Raw genomic sequence first — 14982 nt, 5'->3', positions numbered from 1 at the left:
TTTACTCAGTCCAGCAAACTATGGCGCTGGCTGCCATGTGTAACCACTGTCGAATCCGATTGGGATATCAAATGCCCAGAACAGATAAAGCGTTGCAGTCAATGTGATCAATAAACCGATTGTGAACGGGATCATCATTGAGCAAAGTGTCCCAATACCTGCATTTTTGTAGTACTTCTGACAATACATCAATATCAACGGATAGAATGGGAACATTGGCGTACTGACGTTCATTGCGGAATCACTCACGCGGAATGCAGCTTGTGTCAGTTCAGGAGAGATCCCCACCGCCATTAGCATAGGAACCAATACTGGCGCCATAATTGCCCATTTAGAGGTTGCAGATGTGATCATGATATTAATCAGAGCCGTCAAGATAATGACGCCAAGTACCGTCATTTCTGAAGGCATATCCAGTGTACGCAATAATTCAGCACCAGATAGCGCTAATAGTGTGCCCAAATTAGAATGCTGGAATGAATAGAGAAATTGAGCAGCAAAAAATGCAAAAACAATAAATGGAATTAATGACTTGGTGATATTTTCCATTGCCTTAACCACATCTTTGGTTGAGGTAAAGGATTTAGTCATATAACCATAAACAATACCCGGCACCGCAAAGAAAATAAATAACAGCGGTACCACGATTTGCATAATAGGGGCTTTAGGGCTGGTTAAACTACCATCAGGACCACGTAATGGTGAGTTTTCAGGCCACAATAATGCAAATAAACCTACGCCAAGCAAAATCACGATACCGCCGGCGACACGAAATGCTTTGTGCTCAATTGGTGTAATTTTACCGAGATCTTGTTCTGAATCGACATCCACTTCATTGGTCGTAATTGGGCAGTTTTTATTTAGCCAAGGTTCGACAATTTTTTCAGTAATAAACCAGCAGGTAAAAATCACGCCAAACGTACCACCAAGGCTAAAGAAATAGTTACACAAAACGTTAACACTGTAACCTGGTGCCATCATTTGAGCTGCGTCTTGGGTAAAACTTTGCATGATAGGGTCAATAATTGATGGCGTATAGCTCGCAGTAAAACCGCCTGCTAGCCCAGCAAAAGCCGCTGCAATACCTGCTAATGGATGGCGACCACTGGCGTAAAACATCATGGCTGCAACAGGCATCAAAATCACATACGCGGAGTCTGACGCAATATGAGAAACGATACCGACAAAAACCACGGTTGGCGTCAACATTTTAGGGGTAATAAAGGAAAGCATTTTTTTCAAAGCAGTATTAATAAAGCCACTACTTTCAGCAATGCCGATCCCTAATGTTGCGACGATAGTTATTCCTAATGGAGGGAAATTAATGAAGTTTTTCACTGCCGATGTAATGAATAATATGATTTCTTCATAGTTAAACATATTTACGACAGATATTTTTTCTTTCGACACTGGATGATAATAATTAAAATCTACAAATGAAAGTAGATAAGATAAAAACCAGCAGATCACTAGGGCATAAATAAACAGCATTGTAACATCGGGCATAACGTTTCCGATACGCTCAACACGGTTTAAAAACCCTTTCTTTTTAGGGAGTGTATTTGTTGTCATATTTGCAAGTTACTTAGGTTATTATACTCTAAATCATTCGAGTTTCAGGTAGGTGACAAACGAAGATAGACGGGGGCATAGATAAACTATGTACTCGGCTAGCTGAGTGTAGTCAACACCCCTACAACTTAAAGGATGACGAGTATAGAATAATAAACTTTTACACAGTAGATAACCCTTTCTAAAAAGTAAAATACTTTCTTTCAAATATTTAACAGGATAAACCAGTGGTATTTTATTGTATTAGTATAATTTAACATTAGAATGAGAGGAATTAGCATTGCCAAAAAGAAATATGCGCTGATTCACATAAAAATAGCTATGTTTTATTACTTAATATTCTATGTTAATTGAAAAATGCATAAGAAAAAGGAATGAGTTTCATCCCTTTTCCCATATTAAAAAAAATTTGAATTATTCTATTCTCGTTTCAGTCTTTCTGTATTGGCGATAAATAATGCAATAACTAAGACTAAAATAGCACCGGCATGAAGTAATGTTGTCATTGGATCGCTATGGTCGACAATAATTAAGCGTATTATTGCAGTAATTCCGATATAAATAAAATATCGTAATGGGAAGTGATAACCAGACAAAAAATATTTAGTAATCAATGCAATAAACTCAAAATAAAGAAAATAGATGACTATTCCTTCTAATAGCTCATAAGCTGTTGCTTCTTTTTGGCCACTAAACATCAACGATGCCATGGTATAGGTTTCTTTGGCTAAAAAGAACACAAGCACAATAGCGAGTGCAATCAAACCAATATTCAATACCCACTGCAATACCCATGCGATATTACTAGCATGCCGCATATTTCTCATACTGTTCATCAGCGAACATCCCTAAACATTAATGGTTATTTATACAATCTGCGGTAAAGTTTAATTTGCCTTATCTTATTAAATTATTAGAATTAAATAATTCTCTATAATAAGCAACTAGGCTTTTAAGTTATTATAATCCATATTCGAGACATTCGCATTACAAAGGATAAAGACGAGCCAGTAAAAACCAGCTCATGATCTTTATTTACTCATCAAACTGATGATATCTTGCTCTGTCAGCATCGGCGTTTTTTCAACAAAATTGTAGTAAGCAGGTTTACTATCAACGAAAATCTGCATTGCTAGAGTTGCACTTTTAGTTTCTTCAAACAATGTTGAAGAAACATAATAAGAAGAAGGAGTATGAAGATGATAAAATAGATGAGTGCCACATTGCTTACAAAAAGCACGCTCTGCCCATTCCGATGATGCAAAACGGGTAATAAACTCTTCCCCATCAATACTAACATCACTATGGCAATCAATAGTAAAACTCGGCCCACCGTTCCAACGTTGGCACATCTCACAATGACAAACACTAATTTTATCGACTGGCTGTTGAGTTGCTATTTTTACTGCACCACACAAACATTGGCCTTGAGACATAATCGTTTCCTCTGGCTGTAATTTTACGCTAATTGTTATCAAAAAAGCGTAGCACAATAAAGGTGATAGTTAGTCTTTTTTATCATCAATTCTGAATTGACGTCCATTAAAACGACGATCAGTCGTTGTTTCTGATAGCTCAATGCGGTTTACTTCTACTTGTTCACGTATAGATTCAATATCGCCAGGATCTCCCAATTTATTTTGTTTGAGTGAATGCTCAATTTTCACATTTTCGTGTGAAGGCATTGTTTCAGTTGTTTGAGCAAATACGGATGCACTCGTTAGCAACGCTATCGCAATAAATAATTTTGAGAATAGTTGTGTCTTCATCGTGTTCTCCTTAATCTAGAGTTTTGTTTTAACTCAATTCCTTGTCAAAAAGTAGCTCTCAGGAGTAATCATTTGGGGGGGATTTGTCAATTTTTTAATGAAAGGTAATTATCTAATTTTAATTGATAACTTATTGATAATTGCATCAATAGCAAGGGAGGTACAACGACCTCCTTTTTATTATTTCTTCAATGATCATTTAGAACTTTTGCTATTGATTTCTTTTATCAAATACCAACAAAAATAAACTAATATCAGTATTCCGAACCCTAGTAATCCCCAAAGTATCCCAGTCACCCAATCAAAATAACCTTCAGCTGAAATATTTGAAGTAAGCTGTTCCTCGCCTCCTAACTCGATAATCTCATTTGAGGCTGATAATTCAGGATAACGATGCATCAATTGTTCAACTGTTAATGACTGCCCTAATAGCTCTTGGTAGCTTAGATTATCTAGGGTTGCTAGTTGGCTTCCCCAAGCTAATAAATAGGGTGATGCACCTTGCATATTAAAAACTAAATTAACAGCATCACGTTTCCCTTCAACATAAGGCGGCTTATCATCCCAACTTCCTTTCAATGCCGTGATCCGCAATTTTTTAACCATGAGGCCATTTACGGATACATCTGGATTGCGAACCTGCTTACCATCATTGATTTGGTTATAAGCAACTATATTAGATAGTGGCAACCAATTTTCGCCTGAATTCGCGGTGTACTCTATCTGTAATGGCAATACCCGATTAGTTTGTTGCAAATGTATCGCTATTGAGCTCAGTGGCTGTGCTGAAGGTAAACGATAAATAAGTTGATTTAACGACATACCTTCATTGTTAGTCGTAAAGTTACAAGTTTCTTGTCGCCTTGTTGAATGAAATACTTTTGCAGTTCCTTCGGCTGATTTTAAATCGGGTATATGTGCCTCTTTGTCTGCGACTGTAATCACCATTAAGTAAGGCGCCATTAGTGCTGGGTCATTTCCAGATAATAATTCTATCGTATTGCTACGAATTTCCCCTGCATGTGAATTTAAGCTCATTATTGGTTGATTAGTAGAAATGTTTATCCAACGCTGCTTGTCTTGGCTAGCGTAGATAAAAGACTTTGCCTGCCAATCTTGTTGACTACTATCCCAATCCAAAGACAAGGTTTGGATTGGCAAATTACGTTGCTGCTCACTTTTACGTGTTAATAAAAAGGCTTGATACTTAACATCTTGTCTATTCTGTAGCGATGGGATCTCAATACGGCTTACTTTACTAGGTACAACTTCAACCAATAAATATTGCCGTTCATTTAGCGTTTCTTCTTTCGAGCTGACTTGGTCTGCTTTGATAATTAAAGGTTGTAAAGAAAACGGAATTTGAGAGGTTTCACTGCTTTCTTCTGAATCAAAAAAGAGTGCGGAAGGAACTTCCTGCCCCGTTCCATTGAATACCCTAACATCTTGTAGTGTTTTCGAATGCGCTGAATTCATATAGGCTTCAGAGGGTAATTCCACCCACGCGAAAGGCGTTTTCTCATTGTTCTCACTTAATTCAGAACCTTGATAAAAATCGTAAGGCGTTAAAGATTGGCTATTTTGCCCATATATAGTACTCGAAAATAATAACGAAGCCGCGAGGACACAAATCCTCGGCAACATCCCTTTATATTTAGTTAGCATCATCATCTACTCCATTGGCCCCTTTTTCTTGCCTGACTTTTGGTGGAAGTGGTGAAAAATAACCCACAACCAAAATAAGCACAGCAACGGCAATAAAGCTAATTGCTCTGGATAAACCATCTTGACCATAGATATCAACAAGAAATAATTTAGCGATAACACACGCAAAAATACCTGCACCAATTAGCCAACTAACTCTATTTTGCTTTAAAGCAGCAAAAATCATAAAACCAAGTGCAACAAGTGACCAACTAATTGAAAGAACGGTTTGTACTAATCGAGAATCAAATAATGCATCGAAGGCCCAATTGATCTCAGAGAAATCAGCAACTGCACGGAGTATAATACCGTTAAACCATAAACCACTAAGGATCACCGCAGAGAAACCGAGCCCACGAATAACGAATAAATCGAATTCACTAATTCGTTTTAACTTTAATACAAGGCCACGACGCATCAATAATAGCGAAGCAATACTAAATAGCCCCGCTTCATCCAGAGGGTTAATGAGTGGGATATAATTCCAAAATGTCAATTTACCGTCTTCTAAATTAGCCATAAAAGACAACCAAATTAAAATCACAGTCACAGGTAAAAATGCATACCAATAAATCATCCCATTACGTTTCATTGGTGCCATTTTTTGATTTTGTAACCAATACAATACCAAGGTTGTTAATGTGATAGCCATGACGTAAATAAAATAGCCAAACTCATTCATACCCCAAGGTAAAATTGCTACAAACCAATTTACTTGTGTCGCAATAAAGGCCAATATCAACCAAAACGTTGCGCCGTGTAATATGCGCTGTAACCATACATTACGTGCTTTATGCGCATTCATCACAAACAATATAGAGCTACCCAACATAACAGGCCAAATCAACGAGCCTTCACCTCTCCCCATAGGATTTTCATCATTGATAAAATCTAAGGCAAGATAATAGTAACCAATTAACCAGATAAATGATTGGCACAGTAATAAAGCGATCCAGTCTGTTTTAATGGCTAACAAACGCCATAACCAAGCAGAAATAATCACTAATGCCATAATAATGAAACTTTCAGATTCCCCACTCCACGATAAAATATCGGTAATGTTCGGTAACCAAAAATACCAAACGACTAAACCTAGTAGCAGAAAACCATAACTCAATAATTTAAAGTAAGCCGATAACTCACGATGTAAATGGAGCAGTGCCCCTGCACAAAAACAAGCTACCAATAAAATCGGTACCATATAGGTGCTAGCTCTGCTCCATGAATATAGCGAGAAGCCACTCAGTAGCGTGACTGCGCTGATAATGATCAGCACCATGCCTACCGTAACCAATCTGTTATTACGCACTGAGAAGCCATACCACAGCAATAATAGCCCCTCAACTGACCAAATAATTGAGGTCCATTCGAAAGTTAGCGCTAATGGTATTGCTAAGGTGACAAAACCTGCGCCAATGACAATGTTACCTAATGCGAGGCCTTTCCCTGAACTACCGTATCGTTTGTGAATTTGAAAACCGGCAAGCAAATACAAAACGCCTAATAAAAGTGCCACAAAGGCTGGCACAAAGCCTATCTGCCAAGAAATTGCGTACTGTAATACCATCGTGATAAATGGTGGGAGGAATAGCAAAGTATAATCAACAACCATTTGTTTTTCGTGTGGATAACGTAATGCAAATAATTGAGTGAGTACATTAAAAACGATTAAATTAGCAATGAGAAAAATTTGGCTCGATACATAATATTCTAGGTGATACTCATTCCAGCCCCATAATATAGCGACCACATAGGTCATAAACATGCCAACTAAATTTAATGGACGCCATGCCTGCCAAACACTGATAACCAAAATAGCAATTGATAACATCAGATAGTATGAGAACAGCAGAATATGATTACCGCCACCGGTCGATAATAATACTGGTGCTAAATACCCACCTAGAGAAGCTAAAATGGCTAGGCTAATCGCCCGTTGTAATAGCGCAAGCACAATACTTGCTGCACAGACCAAAATCATCGCAATGAGTGCCATGCTATAAGGCAACATGGTATAAAGTTTGAAGGCGGCAAATATCGTAATATAAAAGCAACCTATCGCGCCCCCCTGCAAAATCAGGGCAAATAATGATTTCTTATGTCTAAGATACCAACCTATGCCAAGTAAAACTAAACAACCTACTGCACTCATCAATAAACGTATTTGAGGGGAAAGAACGTTATTTTGGACACTAAACTTAAGCAAATAACCTATCCCAAAAAATAACAGTAAAATTCCTATTTTAGCTAACGGGTTGCCTTGCCAGATCCAATGGAAGAAATGACTAAAAATAGGCCAAGAGCCATCACTTTGCTCACGAATATTTTTATTTTCTTTTTGTGATAAAGCATCAAAACGATTAACATCAACAGCGTAAATTGGCGCATTTTTACTATCAAACCGATTGACATCGACCGTAGGCGCAGAGGCCGAACTTGCGGATTGTATTTTTTGTGGCTCCCCTTCCATCGACATACTCGCTGTTTTCGCTGTTGAAGTATCAGCATGCTTTGGTGATTCAATAGAGACATCTGTCGGTGATGCAGAACCTACCATTTGTTCTACTGATGATGGCGTGTGACTAGGAGGGGATCCCGTTGAATGATTCGACAAATGACTTGTGTGAAGTTTCAGTTCTTTTTCTAGAAATGCTATACGTTGATTTTGTTGTGAAAATTGTTGTTCCAAACGACTTGCACGACTTAGCGCAATAATGGAAAGAATTGGCGAAACAACCACCAAAACAACAACTATGAACCCTACCAGTATCAGGATATCCACAAATAGGTTTCCCTCATAATCAAACTCACAATATATACTCGTTATGCTTCAAGTAGCAGTACAATACGTTAAAAAAGAATGATCACACTCCTTGCCGCTTAGCTGTACTTCAGAATGACTTAGAGCGTAGAAAATTAACAAAAAAAGAGTAATCAAGTCGTAGTCTAGTGTAGATAGCATTCTACCCATTGCCAATGGGCTGTAATAAATTATTACAAATTAAAGCTGACCATTAATCATACACTGAAACAGCCCCCTCCAAAAGAGCCTTAACATAGGTTTATACCATAATTACACCAATTTAGCGTATAAATAATATAAATTACCCAATTGATATAGAAGGCGTTATTTATATCTAATCGATTTTTTAACTTTATTTATTGTTATAAATCGCCTAGTTGGATGATTTTATTTTTATCTAATAAAAAATTTTCCTTTTGACGTATATTTCTATTTATTTATGATATGTATATCTACGTGTATTTTATTAATTTGATGATTAATTAATAGTTCGAGAAATCATATCGATAAACGATGTTTTCTCGAAATAATTTTAGGTGTAACTGAAAGCATCGAGACTTTGTGCACAGTATAAATTACATGGTCGCTATTTTGGATTACTCAGTGAAATTTGAGTCATAACAAAATAATCAAAAAATGAGGAGTATTATGTTACTACATATTATAATGGCCGCCCTAGGACCCATTATTCTTGGTTTAGCTGTTGGGTGGCTCTCAGGGAAGTATGGTTTTATCAAACGCGAATATTCGCAAGCCTTTGCTGACTTTGTCGTTAAAATTGCCTTACCTTTTGCTTTATTTTTGGCTGCGGCACAAGCGCCACCTTCTGTATTGTTAAATATTGATTATTTATTGGCACTGGCTGTTGGTTTAATTGTTTCTTATATTATTGGCTTTGTTGGCGGTAAAGTCTTTTTCCGTCATAATAAAAAAGATGCTGCGATGCAAGCATTGTCGGTTTCTTTCCCTGATATGGCTTACTGTGGGCCACCTGTATTATTAGCCACTGTTGGTTCTTCTGGCTTAATTGCCATGGTTCTTGGTAACTTAATCTATACGATAATTATTATTCCATTCACCTTACTGATGATCAGTGGTAGGCAACAAAATAACGGTGTATTGAAATCAATTGGCAAAGCTATCGCCCAGCCATTAGTTTTCTTACCAATATTAGGTGCCCTATTAGCTATTTTTGGCGTCAAATTACCTGAGATTTTACAAAATTCAGTCAATGAGTTAGGTAAAACAGCCGGAGGCGTTGCACTCTTTTTCCTAGGGTTGTTACTTTCAGGTATCAAACTTACCGTTAATGCCGAAATCATTTTCAACGTTTTCATCAAAAACTTTGTACAGGCTGCCTTGATCCTAGGTACAGGTATCGCACTAGGACTACAAGACGATATGTTAAAGGCAGCATTTATCATCGGTGTACTGCCTACAGCAACAGCTGTACCTGCTTTAGCTATCAGCAATAAAGCCTATACTGAAACTTCCGCTGGCACCGTGCTATTAAGTACGCTTGCTGCACTAATTTCGATTATAGGTGGAATAGCGATAGTTGAAATGTTGTAGTTCTCCTGTTAGCGGGTGGTCCCCACCTGCTAACTTTTATTCTTCTATTTTTTCTCTCTGTTGTTTTATTTCCCATGTATTTGCCAGATAGATGGCAAAAAAAGTATCATATCTACTGTTTTTTGCCTTCAGGAAATAAATAATGAAAATTAGCGATGAGTTAGCTTATGCAATCGCTTCAGTTACAGAAGTTGCTGCACTAGCAGCACATGAATGGGTTGGTAAACAGGATAAAAATGCCGCTGATAAGGCGGCAGTAGAAGCTATGCGTAATCGCCTTAATCAGATTGATTTTCATGGTAAAATAGTGATTGGTGAAGGTGAAATCGATGAAGCACCGATGCTATATATTGGCGAGCAAGTTGGTAATCTATCAGCGAAACATAAACTCGATATTGCAGTCGACCCTATCGATGGAACACGCATGGTTGCGTGTAATGAACATAATGCTATTACCGTTCTCGCAGCAGCGCCAACGGGAACACTATTACAAGCCCCAGATATGTACATGGAGAAATTAGTCGTAGGTTCAGCCGCTAAAGAGGCTGTTCATCTCGCTAATCCACTAGAAAAAAATCTCGAAAATCTTTCTGCCGCTCTCAATAAACCTATTTCAAGCTTATCGATTGCCGTCTTAGATAAGCCCCGTCATCAGCATATTATGCAAACACTACGTAATTTTGGCGCGAAGGTTATCCCAATCCCTGATGGCGATGTTTTAGCATCACTGTTAGCTATTTTACCAGAACACGCTATCGATATGATGTATGGTACTGGTGGAGCACCTGAGGGGATTATTAGTGCAGCCATCGCTCGTGCATTAGGTGGTGATATGCAAGCACGTTTGGTCTCACGAATACAGGCAAAAGGCGATACGCCACAAAATAGGCTATTAGCTGAGCAAGAAGCTATCCGCTGTCAGCAAATGGGCGTAAATATTGGTGAGATCCTAACGTTAGACACCATGGTGAGTACGGATGATGTGATGTTTGCGGCGACTGCCATCACCCCAACCATCTTAATGGATGGGATATCATTAAATAGCCAAAGCCGTACTTCAAATACTTTATTGATTAATGGCCATAACCGCTCATTGAAAATAATTAATAACCGACATTTTAACTAATATCTTCATATTATCGAAACTGGTATTCATTAATTGATTGCCAGTTTTGTCAATTAACATCAATATTTCCACTCAATCAAATACTGTCAAATCACCACGGATATACTCTATTCTGTACTAATTTTGATGATTATTTTGTAAAGCTACCTCTATTATTGACACCATTCGCAATACTTTTCACCTTTCTATTTCGCTCTTCTTCTTCTAAGTTAATAGCAGGTATACTTTTTAACCGTTCATATTCTCATCTAATAATGGAGTATTTATGAAATTAAAACCTCTGATTGCCGCAATCATTACTTTATCTAGCGTAACTGCATTTGCAGCGACAACCCAAGCTAATTCAGCGACAGTTACGGGATCGGCTGTAGTGGCTAATGCTAATGCAGAAAAACCACTGAATGCTTATGAAAATATGATGATTGATAAAGTTTGGGTGACGACAGAAGCTCTGGATCAGGACAACAAAAAAGTCGACCCAGCCAATGAGCAAGTGGCTAACTTCTTTGGACTGGCAGAATATTACCCAAATGGTTCTTTTAAAATGACGACCCTTGATGGAAAACCCAAAATGCAAGGTGAATGGTCATTTAGTGATGATGGTAAAAGCCGTTCATTGACAGCCAAAGATGATAAAGGTGAAGTTCTATTTACACGTGTCGTCGAAAACGTCACTGTTTCACCTGATGAATACACTTACCGTATTTATCCAACACAAGACGATAAATCAAAATATGTTGATATCGTCCATAAAGTGAAAAAGTAATACGATTAAATCACAAAAAGGCCACTTCAATATCGTGGCCTTTTCTTATTCATGACTACAGAATCAGTAGCAACTAATCACGCTCTAATGTCATACGATTCAGCATTGGTGCTGTTATTACCATCAAAATAGCGATAACACCCGTCACGATACCAATTTTCAGGAAGACATCACTGTATACTGCTAATGAATCGACAGTGCTAGTTAGTTCTCCTTTTGGCACTGCTGCCATAGAAGCAACATATCCAGCGATAAATGCAGCAGCGGAGTTGGTTAGGAACCATGATCCCATAATAAAGCCCATCAAGCGCTGAGGAACGAGTTGTGCCACCATCGCTAAGCCTAAACCAGAAATCATAAGCTCACCAATACTTTGGAAACCATAACAGATAATCAACCAATTAACCGATACAATACCTGCTTCGTTGGCAAATTTTGCTCCTAAAGGTAGTACTAAGAACGCCGCAGAGCAAAGTAGCATACCGATAGCAAACTTATGTGGCATTGGTAAATGGTCACCCATTTTATTATAGATAGCAGCAAGGATTGGGCTACCAATCATAATCCACAATGGATTTAGAGCTTGGTATTGCGCTGGCTCAACGCTAAAACCGAATACTTCATGTTCAACGTTATGCAATGCAAAGAAGTTCAGTGATGTTGGCATCTGGCTATACAAAACAAAGAACACTATCGCTTCTAGCATCAAAATCAAAGCCACAATCATACGGCGACGTGCAGTACCATCTAGCGCTAAAGTTTCTTTGATAAAGATAATAATGATACCTAGCGATATGATCCCTAACGCTGCACGAGCGATACCCATGTTATGTAATAACCATGTTGAAATCGCAATCAAGGCAACAACACCGACAATAGTGGCTAATAACTTAGAAATCACCATTGGTGCAAAGTCTGGCTTAGAGCCATGCTGTGATACCCACTTTTTACACATAAAAAAGTTAATCAGTGTGATCACGAGACCTACAACACTCAGTGAAAACGCAATATCCCAGCCATAGTGTTTTGCCAGCCAAGGAGTGGCCAACATAGAGAAGAAGGAACCAATGTTAACGGCCATATAGTACATGGTAAATGCGCCGTCTAAACGAGGATCGTCTTTGGCATAACACGTCGATAATAATGATGATGGATTAGCTTTAAATAGACCATTACCAACCGCTATTGTTGCCAGCCCCACATACACCATAGAGACATCATGATCTGAATAAGCGACAAAAGCATAACCAGCAATCAGTACTAATGTACCGAGAACAATAACACGTTTTGTACCTAGGATTTTATCGCCTAACCAGCCTCCAATAGCAACAAAACCATACACTAGCGCAGCAAAGGCAGAAAATAAGGTGATAGATTCTGTCTCTGACATGCCAAGCACTTGGCTAAGGTAAATTGGGAGGATCCCCTGAAGACCGTAATAACCAAAACGTTCCCAGAGCTCAATAGAAAAGATTAGATAGAACGAGCGAGGTTGCTTAAACGCGTTAAGACTGACTTCCTCTTTGTTGTTAGTTGTGGACACTAGTTACCTCTATGACAACCTGTACATAAATAAAAGCAAAATGGGGTACTGTCTATACCCTCAGCATTGTTATATTCTCAAAATTAACGTTTCGAAATTCGATTTTTAGGGCTAGTAATAGCTACTTTCCTGACTGAGTACGCCATCAATCCAGCCTTCAAAATTAACATCTGTGTGTGTAATCGATGTTAATGAACAACAAACATAAAATTCAATGAGTTAAAGCATATTTGATTATTTATTCAACATTTATAGGGATAAACACCGCTAGAAATGCAAAAATCAATTGAGCAATATACGCTATTTATGCACCAAAGATAAAGATTTAGTTAGTACCAATTACCCCATGAATAGCTTAATATCGTGATTAATGTCACTTTTGCAGTTAATTTAACAGACAATCCTTGCGCATTAATCAACCAATTGTAACTTCATTGTTAAGCATATTATGCTTATTTCAAGATATGATAACAAAATCCATTCATCCTTTTTGTCTATTTATAATACAGCTTGCCATTTAAGTTATTGTCCGAATCCGACAATCTCTTTTCTTAAATCACTACGTTAAGTTAAGTCATTATTCACCATATTAAATATCAACTACCGATATGATAATGGAGATAATTCATGAATAACTATTCTTGATATAACGCGAACAATCATTGTTTGGAAGATCTTAGAGGTTATCAGCGCAGTGATAAGAGCGTAGATGGGAGATGAATTGCGAGCGAATGATTTAATTTTAGATAAAAAAAAGCCCAGTGGTTAACTGGGCATCATGCATGCTACTCAAGGATCTTAGTAATTTCGATTGGAAATGACTATTTCATAGCTGCATTATCGTATTACTTTACGTAACAAAATGAATATTGAGGGTAAATATATGAATGCTCACGCAAGCAAAAAGAATATACTTATACCTAAGAGTCTTTTCTTGCAAAAAAAGTTCATTTTTTCATGAAATTTTATTCGCATGCGACGAAATGGCACTTTTTACAAACTGTATTGACGCTTTCAACATTGCACTGAGTCATGCAGCAAGTTAACCTACCTTCAGATACGCTGATACAAGGAACTTCAGTGAAAAAAATACTGCTTTCATTATTACTGATTTTTAGTGCCATTACTCATAACGGTTATGCTGAGCCATCATCCCCGATTCAAGATAAGCAAATTTTGCTTAAACAGGCGCAAGATGGGCAAATGGAAGCACAATTTAACCTTGCAATGCTTTATCAATCAGAAAATAAACTAAGTGAAGCGGCTAAATGGTACCAACTATCCGCTGAGCAAGGATTCACTAAAGCACAAATTAACCTCGCTTTAATGTATCAACAAGGTAAAGGTGTCAGTAAAAATAATCAGCAAATGCTGTATTGGATGAAAAAAGCTGCTGATGCAGGTGATCCATTAGGCCAACTTAATATGGCTGAATACACATTGGCTGGAATCGATAAACTATTGCCGAAGAATAAACAACAGGCAGAAGAGTGGTTAGTAAAAGCCGCCGCTCAACGCTTTCAACCCGCAGAATTGATGTTAGCTTATTGGTATGAAAAAGGGATTGCCGCCACCGAAGACGCGCAAAAAGCCCAGCAAATATATCTCGCACTCGCTAAACAAAATCAGCCTCAAGCGCTTTATCTACTAGGCTATCAAGCGGCTACAGGTATGTATGATAAAGTTAATTATGCTCAGGCTTATCAATATTTTTCACGTTCTGCTCAGTTAGGTTTTTCACCCGCACAAAATAGTTTAGGCATGCTTTACCTACATGGCCAAGGCATTACTAAAGATGTGCCATCAGCGATCAAATGGCTCACTTTAGCTTCAGAACAAGGTGAAATTTCGGCTCAATTTAATCTTGCTTTGATTTATGCACGCGGCGATGGGGTCAAGGCCGATCAGGCGAAGGCTTGCCATTGGTTTATACGTGCGGCACAACATGGTAGCACTGACGCTCAGTATGCCAGTGGTGCATGTTATCAATATGGCATGGGGGTGACGCAAGATGATCGCAAAGCCTTGTATTGGTACAAGCTTGCTGCTGCTCAAGGCAATGAACGGGCAGAGAAAAAAGTATTAATCTTAGAAAACAATCTTAAAAAATAGCGTTTATTGCCTACT

11 protein-coding genes are annotated in these 14982 nt (G+C 38.0%); 4 read left to right on the top strand and 7 right to left on the bottom strand.

Annotation, left to right across the window (positions count from 1 at the left end; genetic code table 11):
• Window positions 1–18 precede the first annotated feature (18 nt).
• The 6 genes from SC428_RS03440 to SC428_RS03415 all read right to left on the bottom strand — a co-directional run bounded on the left by SC428_RS03440 (window position 19) and on the right by SC428_RS03415 (window position 7827).
• Entirely contained in the window at window positions 19–1572 is a 1554-nt protein-coding gene (locus SC428_RS03440) for an AbgT family transporter (protein ID WP_070926214.1), read from the bottom strand.
• A gap of 419 nt (window positions 1573–1991) precedes the next feature.
• Window positions 1992–2408 (bottom strand): phosphate-starvation-inducible protein PsiE, encoded by a 417-nt coding sequence (gene psiE, locus SC428_RS03435; RefSeq protein ID WP_140182356.1) that lies wholly within the window; start codon window positions 2406–2408, stop codon window positions 1992–1994.
• 195 nt (window positions 2409–2603) lie between these two features.
• On the bottom strand, window positions 2604–3008 hold the full coding sequence (locus SC428_RS03430) for a GFA family protein (protein ID WP_070926212.1): 405 nt from the start codon (window positions 3006–3008) through the stop codon (window positions 2604–2606).
• A 69-nt stretch (window positions 3009–3077) separates the two neighbouring features.
• Window positions 3078–3341 carry a hypothetical protein gene (locus SC428_RS03425; RefSeq protein WP_070926210.1) on the bottom strand — a complete coding sequence of 88 codons (264 nt, stop codon included), beginning with the start codon at window positions 3339–3341 and terminating at the stop codon, window positions 3078–3080.
• Window positions 3342–3536: 195 nt separating this feature from the next.
• Window positions 3537–5009: a DUF3999 family protein gene (locus tag SC428_RS03420; RefSeq protein WP_318705829.1), complete on the bottom strand. Its 1473-nt coding sequence runs from the start codon at window positions 5007–5009 to the stop codon at window positions 3537–3539.
• Window positions 4996–7827: a DUF2339 domain-containing protein gene (locus tag SC428_RS03415; RefSeq protein WP_318705828.1), complete on the bottom strand. Its 2832-nt coding sequence runs from the start codon at window positions 7825–7827 to the stop codon at window positions 4996–4998. The genes SC428_RS03420 and SC428_RS03415 overlap by 14 nt, the downstream gene beginning before the upstream one ends.
• A 669-nt stretch (window positions 7828–8496) precedes the next feature.
• On the opposite strand from SC428_RS03415, the gene SC428_RS03410 reads away from it, so the two are divergent.
• The 3 genes from SC428_RS03410 to SC428_RS03400 all read left to right on the top strand — a co-directional run bounded on the left by SC428_RS03410 (window position 8497) and on the right by SC428_RS03400 (window position 11312).
• Window positions 8497–9420 (top strand): AEC family transporter, encoded by a 924-nt coding sequence (locus tag SC428_RS03410; RefSeq protein ID WP_070926204.1) that lies wholly within the window; start codon window positions 8497–8499, stop codon window positions 9418–9420.
• Window positions 9421–9562: 142 nt separating this feature from the next.
• On the top strand, window positions 9563–10546 hold the full coding sequence (glpX, locus tag SC428_RS03405) for a class II fructose-bisphosphatase (RefSeq protein WP_140182360.1): 984 nt from the start codon (window positions 9563–9565) through the stop codon (window positions 10544–10546).
• A 265-nt stretch (window positions 10547–10811) separates the two neighbouring features.
• Window positions 10812–11312 carry a DUF4822 domain-containing protein gene (locus SC428_RS03400; RefSeq protein WP_070926201.1) on the top strand — a complete coding sequence of 167 codons (501 nt, stop codon included), beginning with the start codon at window positions 10812–10814 and terminating at the stop codon, window positions 11310–11312.
• Window positions 11313–11385: 73 nt separating this feature from the next.
• Here the strand turns inward: SC428_RS03400 and dtpA are convergent, their stop codons facing one another.
• A complete protein-coding gene (gene dtpA / locus SC428_RS03395) occupies window positions 11386–12855 on the bottom strand; it encodes a dipeptide/tripeptide permease DtpA (RefSeq protein WP_070926199.1) in 1470 nt (489 codons plus the stop codon).
• Between the two features lie 1080 nt (window positions 12856–13935).
• Between dtpA and SC428_RS03390 the strand changes: the two genes are divergently transcribed.
• Entirely contained in the window at window positions 13936–14967 is a 1032-nt protein-coding gene (locus tag SC428_RS03390) for a tetratricopeptide repeat protein (protein ID WP_272579626.1), read from the top strand.
• The last annotated feature ends 15 nt before the right edge of the window (window positions 14968–14982 follow it).

Source organism: Providencia sp. 2023EL-00965 (assembly GCF_033550225.1).
GTDB lineage: Bacteria > Pseudomonadota > Gammaproteobacteria > Enterobacterales > Enterobacteriaceae > Providencia > Providencia manganoxydans.
This window is presented reverse-complemented; position numbering and strand designations above follow the sequence as displayed.

Coding starts and splice junctions, on each gene's coding strand:
- SC428_RS03440 (WP_070926214.1), bottom strand. CDS start 1,572: ATGACAACAAATACACTCCCTAAAAAGAAAGGGTTTTTAAACCGTGTT.
- psiE (WP_140182356.1), bottom strand. CDS start 2,408: ATGAACAGTATGAGAAATATGCGGCATGCTAGTAATATCGCATGGGTA.
- SC428_RS03430 (WP_070926212.1), bottom strand. CDS start 3,008: ATGTCTCAAGGCCAATGTTTGTGTGGTGCAGTAAAAATAGCAACTCAA.
- SC428_RS03425 (WP_070926210.1), bottom strand. CDS start 3,341: ATGAAGACACAACTATTCTCAAAATTATTTATTGCGATAGCGTTGCTA.
- SC428_RS03420 (WP_318705829.1), bottom strand. CDS start 5,009: ATGATGCTAACTAAATATAAAGGGATGTTGCCGAGGATTTGTGTCCTC.
- SC428_RS03410 (WP_070926204.1), top strand. CDS start 8,497: ATGTTACTACATATTATAATGGCCGCCCTAGGACCCATTATTCTTGGT.
- glpX (WP_140182360.1), top strand. CDS start 9,563: ATGAAAATTAGCGATGAGTTAGCTTATGCAATCGCTTCAGTTACAGAA.
- SC428_RS03400 (WP_070926201.1), top strand. CDS start 10,812: ATGAAATTAAAACCTCTGATTGCCGCAATCATTACTTTATCTAGCGTA.